Consider the following 25,422-nt stretch of genomic DNA (forward strand, 5'->3'; position numbering starts at 1 on the left):
ACGTAAGATCAACCGATCTCGGTGACGTCCTTGACGTCCTCGCGCAGGGCGTGCACCTCGCCAAGCCGCGCGAGCGTGGCGTAGCGCTGCTGCGCGTACGGCAGCGACACCTCCAACAGGTACTCGGCCATGCGCGCATGCCCCCGGCGCGCCAGCTCGGCGGCAAGCGAGCGGATGTCGTCGGGGTGCCGGTTCTGGCTCATCTTCGCCTTGCCCTGCACCTGCTCGATACCGACCTCGACGGCCACGATCGCCCTGGCCATACGCTCCAGCTTCTCCTCGCCGATGGGCGCGAGCACGTCGTCGGACTCATACAGCTCCGTGAGCCTGCGCGCCACTCGAAGCGCCGCCTCGGGGCGCGGATCGATGCGCACCGGCCCCCGCACGTGCAGGGTGATGTAGTCCCAGGTGGGTACGTTGGGCTTGACCTCGTTGGTGGCATACCAGCGGGGAGAGACATAGGCGTCGACGTCGTCGAAGATGACCATGCCGGGGCCCGTGATCGGCTCACGCACCTGCGGGTTGTTGCGCACCAGGTGGGTTACCAGCGTGCCGCGCTCGGCGTCCCGGTAGAAGGGCACGAGCGTGGCTGCCGGCCCGTCGGCGTGCACGGTGATCAGGTTGCCCCGCCGGGGCCGTTCAAGCAGCTCGGCGGCATAGTCATCGGGAAGCTCAAAGTGCCTGGGCACATACATGTGCTCAGCCTATGGCGCCACCCGTGGCCGGGTCGAGGCCGACCAGCCGCAGTACCGCGGCAGCGGCCTGCGCAGGCGTGGTGTCGGTGGTGTCGACGACGACGGCGCCCACGCGCGCACACTCCTCCTCGCGCTCGCGCAGCATCTGCGCGAAGGCCTGGTGGACGTTGCCCAGGGCCACGGACCGGGGAGCATCCAGTCCGTTGCGAGTGGCCAGGCGCCGGGGCGTGGCGGTGAGGTGGATGAGGTTCACGCCGGCCGCGACCGCATGCCTGAGGGCGTCCTGGACCCGCCGGTCCCCGAGGCAACCCGACCCGAGGGCGACTACCGCACCATCGGCCGCCGCCCTGCCGATAGCGGTCAGCGCGACGCCGACCAGCGCGTCCCGGTAGCGTTCCTCCGGCACGGCCACCAGCGCGAGCTCGGGGGTCGTGCCCAGGGCGCGCGCAGCGTCATCCACAACGTCCAGCAGCACACCACCCGTGGACCGCACCAGTGCGGCCCCGACGCTGGAGCTGCCTGCACCCGGCGCCCCGAGCAGAACCACGCCGGCAGCGCTCATGCCGACGCTCCCCGGCCCGCGGGAGCCCGCGTGACCGCCTCGTGGGCCGAGCGCAGCACCTCCAGGTCGGGCACCACCCCGCGCACGGGATGGGCGACGTCGTCCAGCAGCACCATCCGGATCCTGCCGGCACGCACCTTCTTGTCCGCGGTCATGGCCGCGTGCAGGGCCTCGAATGCGTCCGCGCCCTCGGGAAAGGCGATCGGAAGGCCGGCTGCCGCAAAGGCGCGCCGGTGCAGCGCGAGCGCTGCGGCGCTCAGCCGCCCCAACCGGTGAGAGACCTCAGCGGCGAACACGCAGCCGACCGCGACCGCCTCCCCATGCCGCCAGCCGTAGCCGGTGACCTTCTCAACGGCATGGGCGTAGGTATGCCCGTAGTTGAGGATCTCCCGCAGCCCGGACTCGGTGAGGTCCTCACCCACGACGGCGGCCTTGACCGCCACCGAGCGGGTCACCAGTTCCGCAACCACCGGTGAGCACGCATCCGGCGGGGCGGACCCCGCCAGCACCAGGTCCAGGATCGCGGGGTCGGCGATGAACCCGCACTTGACGACCTCCCCCAGGCCGGCGCGCAGTTCCGGCACGGGCAGTGTTCCAAGCGCCTCCAGGTCGGCGATCACCGCGGCGGGCGGATGGAACGCCCCAACCAGGTTCTTCCCGGCCTCGGAGTCAATACCGGTCTTGCCGCCCACGGCCGCATCCACCATCGCCAGCAGCGTGGTGGGCACCTGGACGATGGGCACGCCCCGCAGCCAGGTTGCCGCAGCGAAGCCGGCCAGGTCGGTGGTCGCACCGCCACCCACCCCCACCAGGCAGCCGTCGCGCCCCATACGGAAGGAGCCCAGCCGCTCCCAGATGTCATTGAGTACCGCCGCATGCTTGGCGCGTTCCCCGCCCGGCACCTCTATGCAGGTTACCCGCAGGCCCCCGGCGGACAGTGCCTGCGCGTAGCCGGTCGCCCTGGCGGCGACCGTATCCGCGTGCACGATCGCGACCCCGCCGGCTCCACCGCCGGGGGCCGCGGCGACGGCGCCGGCCACCACCTCGGCGAGCCCGGCTCCGACGACGACCTCGTAGGGGCGGCCGCCGGAGGTGCCCGGGACGGTGATGCGGGTGACGCCGTCCTCGTGCGTCTGCCGGAACGTGCCCGGCGCGGCCGCGCTCGCGGCGCCGCCACGTCCCAGCGCGGCGGCCGCCCGGGACGGGCCCGCGCCCAGTGCGACCAGCACCAGGGCGGCGACCTGCTCGGGAGTGAGCCCGTCGGTGGGCACGCTGAGCGTGGCCACCTGCCGGTACAGGGCGTCACGCTCGGCGTGCAGTGCCTCCATGCGGGCGAGCACATCGGCGTCGACGCCCTCGCCGTCGGCCTCGGCGGCGTCGGAGCCGGACCGGTCGATCAGAGGACGTCCCCGCCCGTCACCCACATGCGCGGCGGCGGTGGCCGGGCTGGCGACCAGGTGAACGACCTCCCTGCCCTGAAGCAGGCGGCGATTCTCCTCCCGCAGGACGCCACCACCGCCGAGTGCCACCACCCCGTGCGCGGCCGCCTCACCGGTCAGCACCGCCCGCAGCGCCCGCGTCTCCCGCTCCCGGAAGCCCGCCTCCCCCTCGGCGGAGAAGATCTGCGGAATCGTCATTCGTGCACGACGCCGGATCTCCGCATCGGTGTCGGTCACCTGCACGCCCAGCGCATTGGCCAGCAGGCGGGCGACAGTCGTCTTGCCGGAGCCCGGCAGGCCTACGAGCACCAGCGGGAGACGATCCGGGTCGATGGTCGCGGGCAGGGGTCGGTCCGCCCTGTCGTCGTGGAGAGGGGGCATGACTCTCGGGGCTCCTTCGGCGTGTAGGGGTGTGCGTACGGGCAGGTCACCAACGGGTGCGTTCGGCGACACGGGCGAGGTAGCCGGACAGGTTGCGGCGTGCCTCCGCTGCGGAGTCCCCGCCGGTCTTCTCCAGCAGGGCGTCGGCCAGTACCAGCGCCACCATCGCCTCGGCGATCACGGCACCGGGCACCACCGCGGTGGTGTCCGAGCGCTGATGCAGGCCGGAGGCGGGCTCCCCGTTGGCCAGGTCGACGGTGCGCAGCGCGCGGGGCACCGTGGAGATGGGCTTGTAGGCGGCCCGAACCCTCACGGCGGCACCGTTGCTGATGCCGCCTTCGATGCCTCCGGCCCGGTTGGTGGCACGTTCCACCCGCCCGTCCTCCAGCGCGACGATCTCGTCGTGAGCGGCCGAGCCACGGCGGGCGGCCTCCGCGAAGCCGTCACCGATCTCCACGCCCTTGACCGCCTGGATACCCATGAGGGCTCCGGCCAGGCGCGCGTCCAGCCGCCGATCCGCCTGCACGTGGGTGCCCAGGCCGATCGGCACGCCGGTGGCGATCACCTCCACGACGCCGCCGAGCGTGTCCCCCGCCTTGCGGGCGGCATCGATCTCGGCGACCATCGCGGCACTGGTCGCGGGGTCGGTGCAGCGCACCGGATCGTCACAAAGTCGCTGCTCGTCCTCCGGGGTCGGTGCGGGCACCGCCGGCGGCAGCTCGACCGCGCCGATGCGGACGACGTGGCTGACCAGGCGGATTCCGGCGACCTGCTCCAGCAGGGCCTCCGCGACCGCGCCCAGTGCCACCCGGGCGGCGGTCTCACGGGCGGAAGCGCGCTCCAGGACGGGACGGGCATCAGGCAGGTCGTACTTGAGCAGGCCGGGCAGGTCGGCGTGACCGGGACGGGGCCGCGTCAGCGGGAGGTTGCGGGCGATCTCACGCTCGTCGCCGGTTCCGGCGTGCCTGCGCAGGGCGGACTCCGGCACCGGGTCCGGGCTCATCACGGTCGACCACTTGGGCCACTCCGAGTTGCCGATGCGCAGCGCGATCGGGCCGCCGAGGGTGCGGCCGTGGCGGATGCCGCCGAGGACCGTCAGCTCGTCGGCCTCGAACTTCTGCCGGGCACCGCGCCCGTGCCCCAGGCGGCGCCGCGCCAGCGCCGCACGGACCTGGTCACTGGTTATGTCAATGCCCGCGGGGACACCCTCAATGATGGCGGTGAGGGCCTCGCCATGGGACTCGCCGGCGGTCATCCATCGAAGCATGGGCTGATCATCCCACGTCCGCACCCGGAGCATGGGCGGCGTCCACGCCCGCACGCTCCGTGAGCGCCGCCAGCAGTGCCTGACGCATCGGTCCGAGCTCGGGCGTGCGGCCGGTCATGACGGTGACTTGGGGGACGGCCTGGTGCAGCAGCATCAGCCACCCGGGAGCGACGGCGCCGCCGCCGGCCCGCCAGGCTCCGGCCAGCGGGGTGGGCCAGGGCGCGTAGACGACGTCGAGCATCACCGCGCCGCGCCTGGGGGCCCCGCCCTCCAGGGCGGCGGACAGCGGCGCGGACAGGGTGTCGGCGGCACCGGCCGGCAGGGTGGACACGAACACGTCGGCCTGCGCGGCGGCGGCGGCAACCTCGGCGTCGGAGGCGGCGTCGCCCGGACGCCAGGTCAGGGCGGTCACCTCTAGCCCCATGCGGTGCGCGGCGGTGAGTGCCCGGCCGGGACCGGCGTGCCGGCGGGCCGCGACGACGATATCGGTGGCCCCCAGCTCGGTGAGCGCGGCCAGGGCGGAGCAGGCGGTGGCGCCGGACCCCAGTACGACGGCGCGGGAGGGGCCAGCGCCGTTTCCGTCCGCGGCGGTCCGGCCGGCCTCGCGCACGGCACCGACGATTCCGGCGACGTCGGTGTTGAAGCCGGCCAGCAGCGCGGCGCCCCGTCCGGACCGCTGGGCGACCACCGTGTTCACCGCCCCCACGGTGGCCGCGAGCGGGTCGACAACGTCCAGCCTGCCCAGCAGTGCCTGCTTGTGGGGCATCGTCACGCTCAGGCCCGCCCAGATCGGGCCGGTCGGTGACGGTGCCGCCAGATCGTCCAGCAGGGCGGGAAGCTCGGCCGGCGCAACCTCACGGCGCTCGTACGCCCAGTCCTCCAGGCCGAGGTCGGCGTAGGCCGCGCGGTGCAGCACCGGCGACAACGAGTGCGTGACCGGGTTGCCGATAACAGCGGCCCGGTACCGAATGGGACGGGCAGGCCCGGCAGGACCAGTTGAGCCGGCACTAACGGCCGAGGCGGCATCCATGCGGGCTACTCCCCGCCGGCCGAGGCACTCGCCGATGCGCTGGGCGAGGCGGTCTCCGGGTAGCAGATCTCCCGGTTGTCCTCGCAGTACTGGTTCAGTCGCTTCTTGTTCTCCTCCTGCTCGGCGTTGGTCGTGGCGAACACCGTCTCACCGGTCTCGAGGTTCACGGTGACGAAGTAGAGCCAGTCCCCCGCCGGCGGGGAGACGACGGCCTGGATGACCGCCTCGCCGGGGCTGCCGATCGGCGTGGGCGGCAGCCCCGCGTGCTGGTAGGTGTTGTAGGCGTTGGAGGAGTCCGCGACCTCCTCGGCCGTGGGCATGCCGCCGGTGCGTCCCAGGCCGTACAGCACGGTGGAGTCCATCTGGAGCATGCCCTTGGTCTCACCCTTGGTGTCAGCCAGGCGGTTGTCGATCACCCGGGCCACCTGGCCGTAGTACGTGGCGTTGGAGACCTCCCGCTCGACGATGGATGCCTTGGTCAGCACGGCCTCGTAGTCGCCCTCGGCAACACCGGCCTTGCTTAGTCGCGCCAGGGTCGTGGACACCATGGAGGCAACCACGTCGGTGGCCGTGGCGTCCTCGGCGACGTCATAGGTGGAGGGGGCGAGCCAGCCCTCCACATCCCCGCCCGCGGCCTGGGGCAGGCCGATTGCCGCGGCATCGGCGAAGGCCTGCTCCACGTCGGCGTCGCTGTAGCCGCCCACGCTCATCAGCCTCTCCTTGACCTGCGCCTTGGTCGCACCCTCGGGAATGGTGAGCGTGTGGTCGGAGCGGGATGACGGGTCCAGCAGCAGCGCGACCGCGTTGGCCGCCGACATGTGCTTCTTGAGCGTGTAGGTGCCGGCCTGGATACTGCCGGAGTTGGAGTTGGCCGAGTAGGCGTTCTTGAAGGCGCCGGCCGTGGCAACCACATCGGCCTCGGCGAGGATCTCGGCGATATCCGCACCAGTGGCACCCTCGGGAATGGTGACGACGACCTCCTCGGTGCCCGCACCCGTGTAGTCGGACACGGCCGTTTGGGTCGACTGCGCTCCCCTGATCACGCCGACGGCCTTGTATCCCACGAATCCGACGGCGGCCAGCACCACGGCGAGCACGACGGCGGTCAGGGCGTGCCGACGCCGCTTGCGGCGCCTCCGGCTGCGCTCGGCCTGCCGGCTGCTACGACGCCGACGGCGGCTGTCCTCCGGCTGCCCGGCGTCGGGGGCCTCTACCCCGACCGCCGAGAAGAAGTCGTCCTCGGTCACTGTTCGCCTCTCTGAATGGGTGCGGCTACGTCGCCTGCGGGCGCGTTGGTGGAGCGTTCGGTCGCGAGCGCCTGCTCAAGTATGACAACTGCGGCGGCCTGGTCCACAACACTGCGGAAGTTCTGCTCCCGGCGACCCGACTCGTGCAAGGCGCGATGGGCGGAAACAGTACTGAGGCGCTCGTCAACCAGCCGGACCCGTACGGGGGCGATGAGCGCGGCCAGCTCGCCCGCCCACCGGCGCGCGTCCTTGGTGGACCGGGAGGAGCCACCGCTCAGGGAGCGGGGCAGGCCGACGATCACCTCCATCGCGCTCAACTCGTCGACCAGGTCCGCGGCCTCTTCGAGGTCCGCGCCATAACGGTCACGGTGCAGTGTCGTAAGCGGTACGGCAAGGATGGCGTCGGCGTCGCAGCGCGCCACGCCCACACGCACCTTGCCGACGTCGAATGCCAGCCTCACCCCGGTTCGCATGCCGTCCCCAGGCGATTGCGCGGGCGGTCAGGCCAGGGCCGCCGCGACGGCGGCCAGGGATGCGGGGATCGCGGCAGGATCCTGCCCGCCCCCCTGGGCCACGTCGTCCTTGCCGCCGCCGCCGCCGCCCAGTGTCTTGGCGGCGGTGCGCACGAGCGCGCCCGCCCGGGCACCGGCCGCGCGGGCCGCGGGGTTGGTGGCCACGACGATCAGCGGGCGCCCGTTGGCCTCGGCGGCCAGCGCGACGACGACCGGCTCCGACTCGGGCAGCCGTCCGCGCACGTCGAGCGCGAGGCTGCGCAGGGCGTCGGCGGAGCCCACGACGCCGAGTGAGGCACTGGCCAGCAAGTAATCGCCGCTGCGGGATGCCGCGGCCGCGATCTCCGCCGCGCGGGCGGTCAGAGCGGCCTGCTCGGCGGCGGCGAGCCGCTTCTCCGCGTCCTTGAGCCTGGCCATGAGGCTCTCGACGCGTCCCGGCAGTTCCTCTGGACGCCCGCCCACCAGCGTGGACAGCTGGGAGACGAGCGCGTGCTCCTTGCGCTGGAAGCCGTAGGCGGAGTCCGCCACCAGCGCGTCGATGCGACGCACCCCGGAGCCGATGGACCCCTCCCCCAGCAGGGCGATGCGCCCGATGTGCCCCGTGGAGGGCACGTGGGTGCCGCCGCACAGCTCGCGGTCGAAGCCATCCCCGATGGTGACCACCCGCACCTGCTTGCCGTACTTCTCCCCGAACAGCGCGATGGCGCCTGAGGCGCGGGCCTTGTCCAGACTCATCACCTCGGTGGTCACCGGCAGGTTCTCCGCGACCTTGTCATTGACCAGGGCCTCAATGTCATCCATCTGGCCGCCGCTGAGCGCCGAGCCGTGACGGAAGTCGAAGCGCAGCCTTGCGGGTGAGTTCTCGCTTCCTGCCTGGGTGGCGTCGGGCGATACGACGTTGCGCAGTCCGGCGTAGACCATGTGCGTGCCGGTGTGGGCCCGGGCGATCGCCAGGCGGCGCACCGCGTCGATCTCGGCGTAGGCGCGCTCGCCAACGGTTGCGGTGCCCTCGGTCAGTGTGCCGCGGTGCACCGACAGCCCGCGGATGGGGGCCTGCACGTCATGGACCTCGATCACGCCGCCGTCGGCCAGGCGGATCGTGCCGTGGTCGGCCAGCTGCCCACCCATCTCGGCGTAGAACGGAGTGCGGTCCAGGATCACCTCGACCTCCGCCGGCGCGGTCGCCACCGGTGCGGGGGCGCCGTCCACCAGCAGGCCGGTGACGGTGGCGTCGGCTGCGGCCTCGGTGTACCCGAGGAAGTCTGAGCCGCCGCCCATCTGCTTCTCAATCTCCTGGAACACGCGGACGTCGGTGTGCCCGGCCTTCTTCGCGCGGGCGTCGGCACGGGCGCGCTCCTTCTGCTCCTCCATGAGCGTGCGGAAGGTGGCCTCGTCCACCTCAACGCCCTGCTCGGCGGCCATCTCCAGGGTCAGGTCAATGGGGAAGCCGTAGGTGTCATGCAGCTCGAAGGCGGCCTTGCCGGGAACCACCGGCCGGGCGCCGCGCGCCTGGGCCGCGGCGGCCTGCTTCGCGGCACTCACGGCGGTGTCGAGGATGGTGGTGCCCGCGGCGAGGGTGCGACGGAAGGCGTCCTCCTCGGCGTAGGCGACATCCGAGATGGTCGCCCAGCCGGCCTCAAGCTCGGGGTAGGAGGCCTTCATCGCGTCCTTCGACGCGGTCAGCAGCGTGGGCAGTGTGGCCTCGCCGACGCCGAGCAGCCGCATGGAGCGCACTGCACGGCGGATCAGGCGGCGCAGCACATAGCCGCGGCCGTCGTTACCGGGGCGCACGCCGTCGCCGATGAGCATCAGCGCGGAGCGGACGTGATCGGCAACCACCCGCAGGCGCACGTCATCCAGGTAGGCGTCCCCGGCCTCCGGGCCGGCGGCGCCGCGCCCGTAAGTCTTACCGCTCATGGCCTCCGCGGCCGCGATCACGGGGAACACCTCGTCGATCTCGTACATGTTGGGCTTGTCCTGCATGATGAATGCCAGGCGCTCCAGGCCCAGGCCGGTGTCGATCGCGGTCTGGTCGAGCTTGCCGATCAGCTCGAAGTCGTGGCCCTCACCCTCGCCTCGGATGAACTCGTCGAATACGAGGTTCCAGATCTCCAGGAAGCGGTCTCCGGCCGTATCCGCGGCGGGGCCCCCGTCGGGACCGTAGGCGGGACCGCGGTCGTAGTGGATCTCGCAGCAGGCGCCGGCCGGGCCGGGCTGGCCGGTCGACCAGGAGATCTCCGCGAAGGGCAGTCGCTGCACCCGCTCCGCGGGCACGCCGATCACCCGGGTCCAGTGGTCGAAGGAGACCTGGTCCTCCTCCCAGATGGTCATCCACAACCGGTCACCGTCCAGGCCGTACTTGCCCTCCGCGCGGCTGCCGGTCAGCAGGTCCCAGGCGTAGTCGATCGCCCCCTCCTTGAAGTAGTCCCCGAAGGAGAAGTTGCCGTTCATCTGGAAGAACGTGCCGTGCCGGGTGGTGCGTCCGACGTTGTCGATGTCATTGGTGCGGATGCACTTCTGCACGGATGCGGCCCGCGGCCAGGGGGCCTTCTCGGTGCCCAGGATGTAGGGGATGAAGGGGACCATCCCGGCCACGGTGAACAGGATGGACGGCTCCGGGGACACCAGGGACACGGAGGGGCGGATCTCGTGATCGTTCGCGGCGAAGTAGTCCAGCCAGCGTGAGCGGATCTCTGAGGTGCGCATTGGGGTGCCTCGTCCTGTTCGTATCGGGTAGGGCGTGCGCGCGGCACGCGGTGGGTTGGAGGGCAGGGGTGACATTACCCCGAAACGCTGGGGACGCCCCGAACCGGTGTGCGGTCCGGGGCGTCCCGGCGTCGTCAATGGCGCAGGATCAGCGCGAGTAGTACTCGACGACCATCTGCACGTCGCAGGTGACCGGAACCTCGTCGCGCTTGGGACGGCGCACCAGCTGAGCCTGCAGCTTCTCCAGCTCCACGTTCAGGTACTCAGGCACGGGCGGCAGCACGTCGCGGTGCGTGCCCGCGGCGGCGACCTGGAAGGGCACCATCACCTGGGAGCGGGGGCGCACCTGAATGGTCTGGCCGGGCTTGACGCGGAAGGAGGGGCGGTCCACGACCTTGCCGTCGACCATGATGTGGCGGTGCACCACACTCTGGCGGGCCTGGGCGATCGTACGGGCGAAGCCCGCGCGCAGCACCAGGGCGTCCAGCCGCATCTCCAGCAGCTCGACCAGGGACTCACCGGTCATGCCCTTCTCGCGGCGGGCCTCCTCGAAGACCTTCTGCAGCTGGGCCTCGCGGATGCCGTACTGGGCGCGCAGGCGCTGCTTCTCCTTGAGGCGGACGGCGTAGTCGGACTCGGTGCGGCGGCGGGCGCGGCCGTGCTCACCGGGGCCGTAGGGGCGCTTCTCGAAGTAGCGGACGGCCTTGGGGGTCAGCGGGATGCCGAGGGCGCGCGAGAGGCGCACCTGGCGGCGGGAGCGTGAAGAGCTCATAGTCTTCTTCCTGTCGGATCGGTTCGCACGCCGTGGACGGACGTCCCGGCGCGGGGTCGGCCGCTGCTACGGCTGAGACCCCAGGAGTGCCCGCGCGCAAAATGAGCGTCGCAGGCAGCGGGCAAACATTAGCGCGAGTGCCGACGATCATGCACGCCGACGCCGCCGGGTGTGAGCCGGTCCTCATCCGGCTACGGCCCGGCCAACACCGGCCCGCCCGCGGCGACCAGGTCGACGGCGCGTACGCGTATGCGTGCGCCGGTGGGATCCTGGCCCTTCGCGCTGGCGGGCGCGGTCGTTGCAGTAGCGTTAGCCACATACTCAACGCGTCCTGGCTCTTCGCGCTTGTGGGTGCGGTGCTTAGCGTCGGTGCCGCAACACGGTGGTGGTTTTCAGGTGGACAAGACCGTGTTCGGGACAATGATGGCGTCCTCGGGCCGCGGGTAGCTCCTCGGGCCGACGCATGAACCGTCGGGCAAAAGCGGCATTTCCGGTTTGGGGTGCGGGGTTGTTGTGGTGGCCGATCCGGGGTGTGGGCCGTAGATCCGGTTGTGTGAGTGCTCGGGTGGCGGTGCGCGGTTGGGTGTCTGTGTGCGTGGCCGTTGAGCCTTCCAGTTGGACCGCTGTTCCCCCGCTGGACCGCCGTAGCCGCCGGTTACAGCGGTCCAACGGGGCGTCGGCGGTCGAACCAGGGCGGCGTGAGACCCACTCGCACCCCTCGACGGGCACGCACAGCCCGCTCAAGCCGGAACCCCGTAGCCACCCGATGCGAAAAACCGCCATCCACTAACCAGACCACCACCCACACCGCGAGCACCGCCCCACCAGCACAAACGACTCACACAACCAGACCTAGGGCGTGTTGCGTTAGTCGGGTGGGGTGGTCGGCGTGGTGTGCGGGATGGGGTGAGGCCTTTGGGGTATCACGGGTGGTGTGAGAACAAACCGTGACACTGCCAAAGGCCTCGACCGTTGAGTATAGACGCTGCCGCTCGTCATGACCTGACCGATGCTCAGTGGGGGCTGCTCGAGCCCCTGCTGCCCGCCCCGCCTGTTCGTGGCAGGCCGCGCGTGTATCCGCTGCGGGACATGATCAACGCCGTACGGTGGAGAACCCGGGTCGGTGCGCCCTGGCGTGACGTACCGGCCCGCTACGGGCCGTGGTGGAGGGCCTGCGCCCTGTACCGGGCCTGGCAGACCGATGGGGTGTGGGAGCGCATCGAGTCCGCCCTTGTCGCCCAGGCCGACGCCGCCGGCAAGATCGGCTGGCGGGTGTCGGTGGATTCGACCACCTGTCGGGCGCATGTGCATGCCGCTGGGGCGCGCAAGGACAGTCCCCAGCTGGTGGAGGGGGAGCCCGAGGATCACGCCCTGGGGACCTCTCGGGGTGGCTGGTCGACCAAGGTTCACGCCGCCGTGGACGCCGCCTGCGGCATGCTGGCCGGGGTGCTGACCGCCGGACAGGTCGCGGACTGCCCGATGATGATCCCCGTCCTAGACAAGATATGTGTCCAGCGTCCTGCCGGTGGACGGCCCCGCACCAGGCCGCAGATGGTGCTGGCCGACAAGGCCTACTCCTCAAAGGGGAACCGGGACTGGCTGCGCAACCACCACATCAAGGCCACCATCCCTATCAAGGCAGACCAGGCCGACAACCGCCGCCGACGCGGCAGCGCCGGGGGCAGACCGCCCGCCTTCGACCCCGTGGCCTACAAGGACCGCAACGCCGTGGAGCGGTGCTTCGGCCAGCTCAAGCAGAACCGCGCCATGGCCACCAGGTACGACAAGCTCGCCGTCCGCTACCAAGCCACCACCCACATCGCCAGCATCGACCACTGGCTCAAACGACTTACATAACACGCCCTAGCGGGGTGTCCGGATTCAGCGCGAGTAGGCCGAGTAGGCCCGGCCTGAGCATGCCGCACGCTCAGTTGCAGCACCGTTCTAGAGATTTGGCGAAATCATACGGAAAACACCTCCGGCGACGAACGGGGCGCTCGGCTCCTGCGTGCGCCGACCCCCGCCGCGCACGCAGGAGCCTACCGGCCTCCTTCGACCCAAAACCAGGAACGCTGGAATACCAGGCAAAACTCACTGTCCGCTCAAAGCTGCAAGATGACTGAGCGTGCGCCACCCCCAGAAGCGCTCACCCGACCAGGCCCCAACCACCCAAAACCCAACGCCAACACCACCCACACCCATCAAACCCCAAGCCGGAAGCACCGCAAAGGGGTGAACTGCCGGCCCGAGCAGGACCGCCGGGCTACTTCGGCTGCCCCCTGTGTGTCGGGGAGGGGCGACGGGAGCGCAGCAGCGTGGACACGATCACGTAGACGAGAAAGACGCTGAACAGGACAGAGCCGGTGCGGGGACTGATCATGCCGGCCACCCGGCTGCCCAGCGGCGAGGCCGCCGCCGAGGCGACGCCAACGACGACTCCCACTCGCAGGTCGGCGACCCCGTGACGCAGGTTGGTGACAGTTCCGGAAAGAGCCGTCGGCAGCATCACCACCAGGGAGGTGCCGCGTGCCAGGAGGTCGCCGAGGCCAACGGCGAGCTGCGTGCCGGGGACGATCACCGCGCCTCCGCCCACGCCCACGAGCCCGGAAAGTACGCCGGCCACCAGGCCGACGCCGATCAGTGCGGCCGCGCTCACGGGCGTGAGGGTCAGGCCGGCGTCGCGCACCGGCACCATGACCTGCTGGGAGACGATGACGAGCACCGCGAAGGTGACGAATGTCCACGGCAGGACGCGTGCCGGAAGGGTACGCAGCAGCCGCACCCCCAGCTGCGCGCCCGCAAGGGACCCGGCGATCAGGAAAGCGGCCGCTACCAGGGACACCTGCCCCTGCACGCCGTAGGAGACGGCGCCGACGACGGAGGTCGGCACGATCGCCACCAGCGAGGTCGCTGCCGCGTGCCGCTGATCCATCCCGGCGAAGGCCATCAGCGCCGGAACGATCACCAGTCCCCCGCCTACGCCGAACAGGCCCGCCAGGAAGCCGGCCCCAACGCCCATCAGGATGATCGCCGGCCAGCGGCGCGCCGCCGACGGCTCGGGGGCGGCCTGGGGCGGGTGCCCCGCACCATCGCCTCGGGTGGACCGGGTGCCGGGGACGCGGGAGCGGGGTGGGGTACTCACGCGTCGACCCTATCCCCGGCGCTCATCGCGGGGCCGGTCCCCCGGCGTCCGGCTCGTCGCGGTGCGCATGCACGATGCGCTTGACCGCCGCCAGGCGTCGTTGGAGCTGCTCCTCGAATCCGTTGGCGGTGGGCCGGTAGTACTCGGCCCCGGAAAGCCCGTCAGGAAGGTACTGCTGGGCGACGACGGCGTGAGGGAAGTCATGCGGGTAGCGGTACCCGGCGCCGTGGCCGAGGCGCTCCGCGCCGGCGTAGTGGGCGTCACGCAGGTGGGCGGGAACCTGGCCGCCGCGACCCGCGCGGACATCCGCCATCGCGGCACCGATGCCGACGGTCACGGCATTGGACTTGGGTGCCGTGGCCACCGCCAGTGCCGCTTGGGCGAGCACCAGTTGCGCCTCCGGCATGCCGATCAGCGCCACGGCCTGCTGCGCCGCCACCGCGGTCGACAGCACATTCGGATCTGCCAGCCCGACGTCCTCGGCCGCGTGAATGGTAATGCGGCGGGCTATGTAGCGCGGGTCCTCCCCCGCGGCGAGCATGCGCGCCAGGTAGTGCAACGTGGCGTCGGGATCCGAGCCGCGCATGGACTTGATGAATGCACTGATCACGTCGTAGTGCTGGTCGCCCTGGCGGTCGTAGCGCACGGCGGCGACGTCGGCCGCGCGCTCCACGTCGGCGAGCGCGATCTGCGGCACGTGGCCGCCGGAGTCCTCGCCGGGTGCGGGTGCGGCGGCCAGTACGGCGCCGGCGGCCGCCTCCAGCACGGTCAGGGCCTTGCGGGCGTCGGAGCCGGCCATGCGCACGATCTGCTCGCGGGCGTCGTCGGCCAGCGCCACCTGGCCGACCAGTCCCCGCGAGTCCGCCAGGGCCCGTTCGATCAGGGCGCGTACGGCGTCGTCGCCCAGCGGGCGCAGTGTCAGCAGCAGGGAGCGCGACAGCAGCGGAGACACCACGGAGAAGCTGGGGTTCTCGGTGGTGGCCGCCATGAGGGTGACCCACCGGTTCTCGACGCTCGGCAGCAGGGCGTCCTGCTGGGAGCGGGAGAAGCGGTGCACCTCATCGATGAACAGTACGGTCTCCTCGCCCGCCGCCAGGCGCCTTCGGGCGTCGGAAACGACCTGACGGATGTCCTTGACGCCGGCGGTGACGGCGGACAACTCCACGAAGCGGCGTCCCGAGCCACGGGCCACCAGGTAGGCGAGCGTCGTCTTTCCGGTACCCGGCGGACCCCACAGGACCACACTGGACACCCCGGCACCCGCGGCCCGGGGTGACGCCGGCTCCACCAGGCGACGCAGCGGTGAGCCGGGGGCGAGCAGATGGTCCTGCCCGAGCACCTCGTCCAGGGTGCGCGGCCGCATCCGCACGGCCAGTGGCGCATGGGTGTCGGAGGGTAGACCGGCGTCGTCGGTACCTGCGCTCTCAAACAGGTCGGTGCCCTGATTCATACATACGATTCAACACCCGATCGGCCATCCGCCCGAGCGGCGGGCCGTGTGTGCCCGGCGGGTCTGCCAGACTAGGCCCCATGCTTGCCTGGCTCTCCCGCCGCGTCGTCAAGGACGCCTGGATCATTGTCGGCACCTGGGTGGTTATTGCCCTGATGCTCCTGATCGCCTCCGTAACGGGAATGGGTGGCGCCAACCTCTTCGAGCGCGCGGTGGCCGGAGCCCCGTCGATCGGCGGCACCGAGAGCGCCGAGGGCGAGCAGATCCTGCAGACACTGTCCGGCGACGCCGAGACGGTGACGCTACTGGTCACGGACATCGACATCTCCGAGCCGGAGACCCAGCAGGCGGTCGCAGACGCCCTGCAGGACGCGCACACGGAGCTGCGTGCGCTGGTGGGCGAGCAGAACGTGATCGATCCCTTCGTGGTGCCCGGAATGCTTTCCGAGCCGGCCGCCCAGATGCTGGCCTCCGCGGACCTGGACGGATTCATCATGGTCGTGACCGTCGATCCCAACGGCGACACGGTCGCCTCCCCCGACGACCGCGCCTATGCCCGGGAGGTGGCGCAGCTGGTCGGCAGGGTTGAGGCCAGGCTGGCGCTCGTTCCGGATGAGCTGAGTGGAGTCGAGTCCTCGGTGCGCGGCATCGTCTCCGACGACACGCTGATGGTTGACGCGGTCAACGATCAGGTACGAGCCGACCTGCTTAAGGGCGAGCTGATCTCCCTGCCGCTGGCCCTGCTCATCATGGTGCTCGTGTTCGGCGGCTTCCTCGCCGCGGGCATGCCGCTGATAGGCGCCCTGGCATCGATCTGCGGCACTATGGGCGTGCTGTACGCCTTGAGCTTCGCCATGGATCTGCAGTCCTTCGTGATCAACATCGTGGCAGTCATCAGCCTGGGGCTCTCCATCGACTACGGGCTGCTGATCACGTCCCGTTACCGGGAGGAGCTGGCGCGCTCCCACGACGCCGAGGGCGACGGCGCCGCTGGGAGGAGGCGGCGGCGCCGCACCGGCCGGAGGGACACCCTCATCACCGCCTGCGTGACGACGACGCTGACCACGGCGGGGCGCACCGTCCTGTTCTCCGCGCTGACGGTGGCGGCGTGCATGCTCGGGCTGGCGCTGGTTGGCACCTCCATCCTGCGCTCAATCGCAGTGGCCTGCCTGGCCTCCTGCCTGATCGCCGCGACCGCCGCGCTGACGCTGGTGCCGGCGGTACTGGTGCTGGCGGGACGGCGCATGCTGCGCCCCACGCTCCTGCAGCGCATCCCGCTTGTCGGGACCCTGCAGCGCCGCATGGGAGACGTGACCAGCGACAGGGGGCTGTTCCGCTGGATCGCCCGGCAGGTGCAGCGCATGGCCTGGGTGGTACTCGTGGCCTGCGTGGTGGCCCTGGTGGTGCTGGCATCACCGGCCCGCAACCTGCACCTGCTTGCCTCGACCACCGAGCTGCTGCCGGCGGACTCCGACCAGCGGACCTACCTGACGGTGCTCGAGAACAACTACTCCGCCGTCACGCAGCAGGACGCCACCGTGATCGTCTCCGCCACTGGCGAGAAGGTCACCGACTTCATCAATGCAGACGTGGCGGCCGTCGACGGCGTGGCCGAGGTACTGCGGGTGGCTACCGCGGGCGACTACACCGTGGTCTACCTGGAGCTGGCGCCGCAGTCCTCATCCCGGGCGGCGGAGGACGCCGTCGCCTCCATCAGGGCGCTCGCGGCGCCGGCGGACATGTGGGTGACGGGGCAGGCCGCCGGGCAGCTCGACTTCAGGCAGGGAGTTTTCGCCGCCCTGCCGTGGGTCAGCGCCTTCATCGCGCTGGTCACCCTCGTGCTGCTGTTCCTGATGACCGGTTCCCTGCTGGTCCCGATCAAGGCGCTGGTCATCAACCTGCTGTCCCTGGCGGCCTCTGTGGGCGTGCTCGTCTGGGTGTTCCAGGAGGGGCACCTGACCGGCCTGCTCGCCTTCACTCCCGTCGGCGGGGTGGAGGCCTACGTGGTGGTGACGGCGGTTGCCGTCGGCTTCGGCCTGGCCATGGACTACGAAGTGTTCCTGCTGGCGCGCATCAAGGAGTACTGGGACGCCGGGGCTGACAGCGACACCGCAGTGGCCAAGGGGCTGCAGCGCTCGGGTCGTATCGTCACCTTCGCCGCGCTGATCATGGTGATCGTCTTCCTGGGATTCGTCAGCGGTGAGCTGCTGATCGTCAAGGAGATCGGGGTGGCGCTGGCGATCGTCGTCGCACTGGACGCCACCCTGGTACGGATGCTGCTCGTACCGGCGGCCATGACGCTGCTGGGACGGTGGAACTGGTGGGCGCCGGAGTCCCTCAGGCGCATCTACGACCGCTACGGCCTGGAGGCGGCTCCCGCACCGACGCCCCTGCCCTCGGAGCCCGCAGCGGCGAGCGACGACGCCGGCCGGTAACCACCTACAGCAGGCTTATGTCGCCCGCGCCCTCACGGGCCACCTGCACGCTGTCCTCGGTCAGGTCGATGACCGTCGTCGGTTCGGTGGAGGTCACCGGCCCCTCAACGACCACATCGATCAGGTGTCCGAGTTCCTCCTCGATCTCCCAGCCGTTGGACTCGGGCGCCGTCCGACCTGGGCGGATCAGAGTAGAGGACAGGATGGGCGCGCCGAACTCCTTCACCAGCGCCTGAGCGATCGCATGGTCTGGGATCCGCACCCCCAGCGTGTGCTTCTTGGGGTTGAGGGTCATCCGCGGCACTTCCTTGGTGCCCTTGAGAATAAAGGTCCAGGGACCGGGGGTGAGGCGCTTGATCAACCGGAAGGCGTTGTTGCCGACGATCGCCAGCGGCCCCGCCTGGGCGAAGTCGGCGCAGACGAAGGTGAAGTTGTGCTTGGAGTCCAGTTGCCGGATGGTGCGGATGCGTTCCAAGCCCGCCTTGTTGCCGGGCGCGCAGGCGAGCGCGTAACCGGAGTCCGTGGGATAGGCGATGAGCTCACCGTCCCGGAGCCTGTCTACGACCTTGGTGACCAGTCGTGCCTGCGGGTTGACGGGGTGCAGCTCAATGTAGCGGGACATGACCCACATTGTTGCACCGATCACCCCGCATTGTCGTGTGCCACTCTGTGGGGTGGGCCGCGGCAGACGCACTCAGTGGCGGCGGTAGGCGCTGGGGGTGGTGCCGGTCTCCTCCCGGAACCGCCGGTTGAAGTTCGACAGGTTGGTGTAGCCGCTCAGTGCGCATACCCGGGCCACCGGCAGGTCGGTGGTGCGCAGGAGGTGGCAGGCCCGCGCTATGCGACGCCGCCGCACCAGTTCGGAGAAGGTGATCCCGGCGGTGGCGTGGAAGAACCGGGAAAAGGCCGAGGGGCTGAGTGCCACCAGTTCTGCGGCCCGGGTCATGGAGACGTCCTCAGCCAGATGGGACTCCACATAGTCCAGGACGGCGTTGATTCGGGCGGCGGTGGAGTCGTCGAGGCTGGGCACGTAGCCGGCGCTCGCGATCGGGTGCGCCTCCGCGGCGGGGGCGGTGAGGAAGACGCGGGCCAGTTCCAGCAACGCCGCCAGCCGCCCCAGCGGGTCCTGACCGCCCATGTTCTCCAGAATCGCGGCCGCCCGCTCACGGCTGTCCCCCGACAGCATGATGCCCCGGCGGGCGCGGTCGACCAGCGTGCCCATGACCGCCAGCTCGGGCAGCTGCCCGGAAGCCGCCGCGAAGCGCGCGGGCAGCACCTGGCACAGTACGTCGCGGTCGGGCAGGCGTTCGCCGGGGCCGAGGTCTGAGAGCCAGTTGTGCGGCAGGTGCGGCCCCATCAGAGTGACCTGTCCGGCGTCGAAGTCGATGGTGCGGTCGCCCGCGAGCATCTGCCCGGAGCCGGAGCGGATCAGGTGGAACTCGATCTCGGGGTGGTGGTGCCAGCGGGCGAGCGGGTCGGGGTAACCGTGCGTCCACCAGCGCACCGAGGTGCCGACGTCGGGAACGATGACCTCCAGGTCGCCGACGTCAGCCTTCGCCACCGGCGCGGATTCGACGCCCGGGGTGAGGGGGCGTGGGGGCATGCCGGGGCGGACCGGTGGACAGGACACGCGCTCATTGTGCGTGCCCTGCCCACCGGCCCGTCGCCGGTTGCGGTGGCTGGCCCTTTGCACGGCTGCGGCCCCGGGTCAGCCGACCGTGATCTGGAGCTTGACGTCGCCGGGGCGGCCCTCGGCCACCCGGTCGAAGACCTCCTCGGCGCGGTCCATCGGGAAGGTGTCGGTGATGAAGGGCTTGAGGTTGATCTTGCCGGCGGACACCAGGTCGATGGCGCGCTGGTAGACGTTGGCGTAGCGGAAGACGGTCTCGATGCGGGTCTCGCGGGCCTGTACCTCGGTGACATCGACGGCGATCGGGTCCACGGGGATGCCCACCAGGACGGTGCGGTTGCCGGGGGCGCCCAGCTTCCACAGGTCCTCGTACGCGGACGGGTGGCCGGAGGCCTCGAAGACCACGTCGGCGCCCCAGCCGGCGGTGCGCTCGTTCACGACGTCGAGCAGGCGCTGCTCACGCAGGTCCACGGTGACCACGCCGGGGATCTGGGAGGCGATCTCCAGCTTGACCGGGGAGACGTCGGAGACGATGGCGGTGGAGGCGCCGCCGGCGAGCGCCGCGGCGGCGGTGAGCATGCCGACCGTGCCGCAGCCGGAGACGACGGCGACGGCGCCGGGGTGGATGGCGGCCTTGGTGGCCGCGTGCATGCCGACGGCCAGCGGCTCGAGCAGGGCGCCCTCCCCGTAGGTGACGTTGTCGGGCAGGTGGTAGGTGAAGGCGGCCGGGTGGATGACCTCCTCTACCAGGCAGCCGTCCACCGGCGGGGTGGCCCAGAAGGAGACGGCGGGGTCGACATTGTACATGCCCATGCGGGAGGCCCGCGAACTCATGTCCGGCACCCCCGGCTCCATGGCCACGCGATCGCCGACGGTGAAGTCGGTGGCGCCCTCGCCCACCTCCAGCACGGTTCCGGAGGCCTCGTGACCGAGGATCATCGGCGCCTCGACGACGTAGCGGCCGATGCGGCCGTGCGTGTAGTAGTGGACGTCCGAGCCGCAGATGCCGACGGTGTGCGGGGCGATGCGCAGCTGGCCGGGGCCGCAGACGAGGTCTCCGGGGACCTCACGGACGTTGATCTCATTGCGCTTCTCTAGAACTACAGCCTTCATGTCTTTTCTTCTCCTCGTGGGTTGGTTGCGGTGACTTGGTGGTGGTGAGCGGGTTTAAGGATGGTCGGCGATTCGGTGGGTTCAGGCGGCCACCTCCGCGACGGGTCGGTCGGCGGTCTCCGGCAGGCGCCGCCCATTGCGGTCGAAGCCGGGCTGGTCGGGGTGGATGAACACGGTGATGAGGGAGCCCAGCAGGTACAGGGCGGTGTAGGTCCAGCACACTCCGGCGACGCCGATGTGCGGCAGCAGCAGGGTGACCAGCCCGGGGCCGACGAAGGTGGTCAGGCCGGAGGCGAGGTTGTTGGCGGAGATCGCGGCCCCGCGGTGTTCGGGGGCCAGGGCGGGGAATACGGCGGCCATGGGGACGAAGGCGGTCACGCCCATGCCCAGGAGGACGGCGGCCGCACCGAGGGCGATCATGTTGCCGCCCAGGAACTGGGGCACGTAGTAGAAACCGAGGGTGGCGACGGCGCAGAACCAGCACCCGTACCAGCGCATCTGCCGCATCCATCCGTAGCGGTCGCCGATCCAGCCCCACAAGAGGTTGCCGAAGACGGTGACGGCGAACTGGATGCCCCAGATCGTCATCAACTGCGGCATGGTGAACCACTCCTCGCCGTAGCCGGCTGTGGTCAGGTACAGGGGCATGATCACCGGGAAGCCGTAGAGGCTGAGGTTGCAGATGACGCGGACGATCGCCGTCAGGGCCACCTCCCGGTTGGTGCCGAGGATGGTGACGCCCACCGACAGCTGACGCAGCGTGTCACCCAGGTCCCCGCGCTCGGGCTGAGGTTCTCCGCGGCCCACGAACAGCAGGCAGAGCAGGCCACCGGTGATGGTCCAGGCCAGGGAGAACCACAGCGTGCCCCGCTCGCCGATGAAGTTGATGGTCCGGGCAGGAATCCAGGAGCCGAGGCAGCCGACGCCGATGGAGTAGGCGGTCCAGAACCAGCCCATGGCGGAGGCGCGGGACGCCGGTGCCACCTTCTGGGTGATGTAAACGACGAAGGAGTATATGAACAGGGGGTAGGCCAGGCCGCGGCAGGCGTAGATCACCAGGATCAGTGGGTAGATGCCCGAGGGGATCGCCACGCCGACGAGCAGCAGGTGCAGGCCGACCCACAGCCCGGCGCCGATGAGCATGATCCGGCGTACCCCGAAGGTCTCCGCCAGGACGCCGGAGGCCCAGCCGGCCAGGGCGGCCATCAGGCCGTAGGCGGTGATGACCGTTGACGCCTGGGTCGCGGCGAAGCCCAGGGAGACGAGGTACTTGGACAGGAAGGTCAGCTCGAAGCCGTCGCCGGTCATGAAGATGGCGATGGCGATGAGCCCTGGGATCAGGATCCGTGGGGGTGCAAGGCGCATGGGTTCCACTCCGTCGTGTAGGTGCCGCGGCTCATTCCGCGGTTGCTGGCTAAAGCATCGCCCCGGGCGCGCACGGCGGTCTTCCGGCGTCGATGCCGGGCACCGGTACTTTTTTAGCCGGTGTTGCGGCGCGCGGGCCGACCTGCCCGGTAGCATCGGTCCAGGCTGCTTGAGGGGGGTGCTCGTCTTGTCCTGCACAGAACCCGCCGCGGGTGCGCCACACGCCGCTCCTACCGCCCGCAGGCCCTGGTGGTGGCGGGCGCTCACCTGGCCCTGGCGGAACTGGTTGCCCATCGTGGCGCACCTGGCCGGGATCGCGGCCACGCTGCTGACACCGGTAGCGCTGCTGTGGGCGGGCCTGAGCATGCCCACGACCGCCTTCGACCCCGAGGACGCCGATTACCGGTGCGCCTACGTGCTGGAGCACCCGGCCATTGCCGTCCGGGCCCACGAGGCGTGGTTCTTCTCCTCATGTGACATCGTCACTTCCGGCGGCGAGGTGTTGGCGCGGGTGCCCATGAGTCCGGGCTGGTGGCCCTGGGCGGCCGGGGGCCTCGTCCTGTTGAGTGCGAGTGCCGTGGTCTTGGCGCTGGCGGCTCTTCGTCTTCGGCGCGGCGCGCATCGAGCGTCCGCCCGCGTGCTGGCGCTGTTGGCACTGGTGATCGTGATGGCCACGCCGCATGGCCTGTCATGGTTGTATGAGCACGCCGAGTCCCCTGACCCCGCGGCTCTGGCCCGGGCCCAGGAGATGACCATCCCTGAGCTCACTGGAAACGGCGACGTCGTTCCCATCTCCTCCTCGGTTCAGGACTGCGACCCCGCTGAGCTGAGCTACTGGCGCATATCGGGCCATGCCGCGCTGGGCGGACACGTCACCGCCGTAATCGCCGTGCAGAACGACTCCAGGACCGCCTGCCTGGTATCCGGTTGGCCCGCCGTCGTCGTTCTTGACGAGCAGGACCGGGACGTCGAGGTCGCCGTGGTGCATGTGGATACCCGGGACTCGACCTCGCCGGGCGTTCAGGACCCGCGCGCGGTAGAGATCGGTCCGGGGGTACGGGCGGTTGCCACACTCCGGTGGGACAACGACCACACCCGCGCCGTCGGCACCCACCTGGAGGTGACGACGGCACTCGGCCGCCAGGCGGTCACGAAGGACCCCGACCCCAGGTACGAGGAGTGGGGCACCGCCCACGACCTGACGATCCCCGAGGGCAGTCTCGTCCTGATCTCTCCGTGGGAGCATGAATAGCCGCACCCCGAGGTCGTGTTCTGCGCCGGCGAGGTGGACGGCCCTCTTCTACGACACGGCGTAGGGCCGGTAGCATCGAGGACAACCGCTAGGGTCGAGGAGGACCAAGATGCCCGGGATGCGCGCACCCGCTGTGAGCGGCCAGGCGCTGGTTGTTGCCCGTGACCTGAGCGTCGGCTATGGCGAACACGCGGTGTGTGCTCCGGCGACCTTCACCCTTAGCCCCGGTGAGGTGCTGGCGCTGGCCGGTGTCAATGGCGCCGGCAAGTCCACCCTGCTGCGCACCTGCCTGGGACTGCTGCCACCCGTCGACGGTGAGGTCACACTGCTGGGACGTGTCCCCGATCCACGCTCGGCCGTGCAGCGCCGGGCCGTGGCCCGCGACCTGGGCGAGGAGTCCTTCTTTCCCACCCTGACCGTGGCCGAGCATCTCGCCCTGGTCTGTTACGGGCACTCCTCCCCCGCACCGGAGCGCACCGCCGCCGAGCTTCTGGATGAGTTCGACCTGGCGGAGCTGGCGGATGCTCTGCCCGATGAGCTGTCCTCGGGGCAGCGGCGCCGCTTGGCCCTGGCGGCGGTGTTGGCCCGGCCGCGCCGTCTGCTGGTACTGGATGAGCCGGAGCAGCGCCTGGACCACGTCACCCGCCGGGCCCTCGCCCGCCGCGTGGTGGCCGAGCGTGAAGCGGGAATCGGGGTGCTGCTCGCCTGCCACGACGCCGACTTCGTGCGCACTGCTGCAACCGCGGTGCTGCTGGTGGGTACAGGCACCCGCCTGCTTGGCGTTTCCGAAGGCGTGCGTGCCATCACCGAGGGCGCACTGTGAGCCCGGCCGATCACCACGCCCGCAAACTGCCTGCGGGGCGGGAACTGCGCCGCTGGGTGCGTGCGCATACCGCCCGCACGCGCAGCCCCTGGGCGCTGCTTGGCGACATCTATGACGCCGTCCTGGCGGCCGCAATCCTGGCCGCCCTGGCGGCGCCCTACCTTGGACGACTCGGAACCGGGACGACGCCGATACGCGGGACCATCGGCATGGATCCGACGTGGGCGGTGCTGGTGCTGTTGCTCCTGTTGGCGGGGATGCTCGTTGAGCCGCTGCGGCGACTGGGCCCGCTGTTTCTGCGAACCTACGAGGCCGCTTGGTGGCTGAACATGCCCGGAGACCGGCGCGGCCTGCTGGAACCGGTGGCGTGGGCGGAGGCGGCGGTGGCGGTCGCGGCCGGTGGTGGCGCCGGGCTCTTGCTGGCGGTGATGGCGGGCGCCGGCGCGATCACGGCGACCGGGATGGTCCTGCTCGCAGGCGCCTGCGGGGCACTGCTGCTCGTGGCCCTGGTGCGCGCCCAGGTGGTTGACGCCGGCCTTCCCGCGGTCAGGAGGACACTGCTGGGCGCGGCGGTGATCGCGCTGAGCGCCGGAGCGCTCGGGGCCCCCTCGCCCAGCCGGGTGCCCGGGGGCCTGTTCGTGTCACTCGGCCTCGGGACGGGTCTGGCGGCCGCAGTGTGGTGGTGGAGATTGCGCGTTCGCCTGGTCGAAATCCCGGATGCGCATCTGCTGGAGGTGGCCGCCCGCAATCTGGGGGTACAGGTATCCCTGCTGTCGCTGGACACACGCGCGCTGGGACGTCTGCTGTCCGCCCCGGTGCGCCGTCCGGCCGCATCCTCCCGTCTGCCGCTCGCCCGCCTCGCCCTCCGGCTGCCTCCGGGACTGCGCCCGCTGCTGGGGGTGGCTCAGGCGGACTGCCTCCTGTTGTGGCGTCAGCCGCGGCGGGCACTGCAGTTGCTGGCGGGCGGGATCGTCGCGGTGTTTCCCCTGTTTTCCAGCGGCGTGGGCGCGGTCGGCGCCGTCGTATTTCACCTGGTCGGCGGTTGGCTCGCAGTCCTGGCGCTCGCAGAGCCCGCGCGGCGCGCCTGGTTCGACGGCGGGGCGGACGCCTCCTGGCCGATGGGGCCGGTCCGGGTGCGGTGCGGGCACCTGCTGGTGCCGACCGCGATCATGATCGCCTGGACCGCCGCGGTGGTTGCCGCACAGCTGGTCGCCTCCGGGCGAGCTCCCGAGTCGGCCGGGCAGGCGTGGGCGGCCGTGGGCCTGGTGGTGGCGGCCGGCTGTGGTTGGGCGGGGGCGGCGCTGCGCTCCGGGTTCCGACCCACCCCGGACTTCTCACTGGGGCTGGTCGCCTCCCCGGTCGGCTCCCTGCCGCCGGGTGCGGTGGAGATGCTGGTCTCCGGTCCCGATGCCGCCGCCGTCGCCGGGCTGCCGACCGCGCTGCTGGCCCTGGGAGTGCCGGCGACGCCTCGGCTGCTGGGTGTGCAGCTGGTCGCCAGCGGCGCCGTGGTCACCTGGGGACTGCTGACCGGCCGACGGGCATAGTCCTAGCGGCCGACGGCGGGCGGGGCTCTCCTGTCCCCGCCCGCCGTCTCACTCGAA

General features: G+C 70.9%; 20 protein-coding genes. 5 read left to right on the top strand and 15 right to left on the bottom strand.

Features of this window, described 5'->3' with window-relative positions:
• Nucleotides 1-8 precede the first annotated feature (8 nt).
• From E4J16_RS06605 to rpsD, 9 genes are all read right to left on the bottom strand, one after another.
• Nucleotides 9-695 (bottom strand): FMN-binding negative transcriptional regulator, encoded by a 687-nt coding sequence (locus tag E4J16_RS06605; RefSeq protein WP_136194385.1) that lies wholly within the window; start codon nt 693-695, stop codon nt 9-11.
• Nucleotides 696-699: 4 nt separating this feature from the next.
• Nucleotides 700-1,257, bottom strand: coding sequence for a shikimate kinase (locus E4J16_RS06610; RefSeq protein WP_136313573.1), 558 nt, complete (start codon nt 1,255-1,257; stop codon nt 700-702).
• Nucleotides 1,254-3,077, bottom strand: a complete 1,824-nt coding sequence (aroB, locus tag E4J16_RS06615; RefSeq protein ID WP_136313574.1) for a 3-dehydroquinate synthase — start codon at nt 3,075-3,077, stop codon at nt 1,254-1,256. Before aroB ends, E4J16_RS06610 begins: the two co-directional genes overlap by 4 nt.
• Nucleotides 3,078-3,123: 46 nt before the next feature.
• Nucleotides 3,124-4,344, bottom strand: coding sequence for a chorismate synthase (gene aroC, locus E4J16_RS06620; RefSeq protein WP_136313575.1), 1,221 nt, complete (start codon nt 4,342-4,344; stop codon nt 3,124-3,126).
• A 7-nt stretch (nt 4,345-4,351) separates the two neighbouring features.
• Nucleotides 4,352-5,374, bottom strand: a complete 1,023-nt coding sequence (locus E4J16_RS06625) for a shikimate dehydrogenase (protein WP_136194381.1) — start codon at nt 5,372-5,374, stop codon at nt 4,352-4,354.
• Nucleotides 5,375-5,379: 5 nt separating this feature from the next.
• Nucleotides 5,380-6,621: an endolytic transglycosylase MltG gene (mltG, locus tag E4J16_RS06630; protein ID WP_136313576.1), complete on the bottom strand. Its 1,242-nt coding sequence runs from the start codon at nt 6,619-6,621 to the stop codon at nt 5,380-5,382.
• A complete protein-coding gene (ruvX, locus tag E4J16_RS06635) occupies nt 6,618-7,094 on the bottom strand; it encodes a Holliday junction resolvase RuvX (RefSeq protein ID WP_136194379.1) in 477 nt (158 codons plus the stop codon). Before ruvX ends, mltG begins: the two co-directional genes overlap by 4 nt.
• Before the next feature lie 27 nt (nt 7,095-7,121).
• Complete coding sequence (alaS, locus tag E4J16_RS06640; RefSeq protein WP_136313577.1) at nt 7,122-9,839, bottom strand: alanine--tRNA ligase; 2,718 nt, start codon at nt 9,837-9,839, stop codon at nt 7,122-7,124.
• Between the two features lie 148 nt (nt 9,840-9,987).
• On the bottom strand, nt 9,988-10,611 hold the full coding sequence (gene rpsD, locus E4J16_RS06645) for a 30S ribosomal protein S4 (protein ID WP_136194377.1): 624 nt from the start codon (nt 10,609-10,611) through the stop codon (nt 9,988-9,990).
• Between the two features lie 972 nt (nt 10,612-11,583).
• On the opposite strand from rpsD, the gene E4J16_RS06650 reads away from it, so the two are divergent.
• Nucleotides 11,584-12,468: an IS5 family transposase gene (locus E4J16_RS06650; protein WP_136313578.1), complete on the top strand. Its 885-nt coding sequence runs from the start codon at nt 11,584-11,586 to the stop codon at nt 12,466-12,468.
• Nucleotides 12,469-12,874: 406 nt separating this feature from the next.
• On the opposite strand, the gene E4J16_RS06655 is transcribed toward E4J16_RS06650, so the two are convergent.
• Together E4J16_RS06655 and E4J16_RS06660 are read right to left on the bottom strand one after the other, a co-directional pair.
• Nucleotides 12,875-13,753 (bottom strand): sulfite exporter TauE/SafE family protein, encoded by an 879-nt coding sequence (locus tag E4J16_RS06655; RefSeq protein WP_275669590.1) that lies wholly within the window; start codon nt 13,751-13,753, stop codon nt 12,875-12,877.
• 22 nt (nt 13,754-13,775) lie between these two features.
• Nucleotides 13,776-15,203, bottom strand: a complete 1,428-nt coding sequence (locus E4J16_RS06660) for a replication-associated recombination protein A (RefSeq protein WP_136313579.1) — start codon at nt 15,201-15,203, stop codon at nt 13,776-13,778.
• A gap of 80 nt (nt 15,204-15,283) precedes the next feature.
• Here E4J16_RS06660 and E4J16_RS06665 point away from each other — a divergent pair, with 80 nt between their 5' ends.
• On the top strand, nt 15,284-17,638 hold the full coding sequence (locus tag E4J16_RS06665; RefSeq protein ID WP_136313580.1) for an MMPL family transporter: 2,355 nt from the start codon (nt 15,284-15,286) through the stop codon (nt 17,636-17,638).
• A 4-nt stretch (nt 17,639-17,642) separates the two neighbouring features.
• On the opposite strand, the gene E4J16_RS06670 is transcribed toward E4J16_RS06665, so the two are convergent.
• The 4 genes from E4J16_RS06670 to E4J16_RS06685 form a co-directional block, all read right to left on the bottom strand.
• Nucleotides 17,643-18,260: an L-threonylcarbamoyladenylate synthase gene (locus tag E4J16_RS06670; protein ID WP_136194374.1), complete on the bottom strand. Its 618-nt coding sequence runs from the start codon at nt 18,258-18,260 to the stop codon at nt 17,643-17,645.
• A 72-nt stretch (nt 18,261-18,332) separates the two neighbouring features.
• Complete coding sequence (locus E4J16_RS06675; RefSeq protein ID WP_204519966.1) at nt 18,333-19,268, bottom strand: helix-turn-helix domain-containing protein; 936 nt, start codon at nt 19,266-19,268, stop codon at nt 18,333-18,335.
• Between the two features lie 78 nt (nt 19,269-19,346).
• The gene (locus tag E4J16_RS06680; protein ID WP_136313581.1) at nt 19,347-20,381 is read right to left on the bottom strand and encodes an NAD(P)-dependent alcohol dehydrogenase; all 1,035 of its coding nucleotides are present in this window, start codon (nt 20,379-20,381) and stop codon (nt 19,347-19,349) included.
• Nucleotides 20,382-20,462: 81 nt separating this feature from the next.
• Complete coding sequence (locus tag E4J16_RS06685) at nt 20,463-21,746, bottom strand: MFS transporter (RefSeq protein WP_136313582.1); 1,284 nt, start codon at nt 21,744-21,746, stop codon at nt 20,463-20,465.
• Between the two features lie 187 nt (nt 21,747-21,933).
• Here E4J16_RS06685 and E4J16_RS06690 point away from each other — a divergent pair, with 187 nt between their 5' ends.
• The 3 genes from E4J16_RS06690 to E4J16_RS06700 all read left to right on the top strand — a co-directional run bounded on the left by E4J16_RS06690 (nt 21,934) and on the right by E4J16_RS06700 (nt 25,365).
• Entirely contained in the window at nt 21,934-22,998 is a 1,065-nt protein-coding gene (locus tag E4J16_RS06690) for a DUF4232 domain-containing protein (RefSeq protein ID WP_168709471.1), read from the top strand.
• A gap of 118 nt (nt 22,999-23,116) precedes the next feature.
• Nucleotides 23,117-23,821: an ABC transporter ATP-binding protein gene (locus E4J16_RS06695; RefSeq protein WP_240038325.1), complete on the top strand. Its 705-nt coding sequence runs from the start codon at nt 23,117-23,119 to the stop codon at nt 23,819-23,821.
• Nucleotides 23,818-25,365, top strand: coding sequence for a DUF6297 family protein (locus tag E4J16_RS06700; RefSeq protein ID WP_168709472.1), 1,548 nt, complete (start codon nt 23,818-23,820; stop codon nt 25,363-25,365). The genes E4J16_RS06695 and E4J16_RS06700 overlap by 4 nt, the downstream gene beginning before the upstream one ends.
• The last annotated feature ends 57 nt before the right edge of the window (nt 25,366-25,422 follow it).

The sequence above is a fragment of the Actinomyces procaprae genome (assembly GCF_004798665.1).
GTDB lineage: Bacteria > Actinomycetota > Actinomycetes > Actinomycetales > Actinomycetaceae > Actinomyces > Actinomyces procaprae.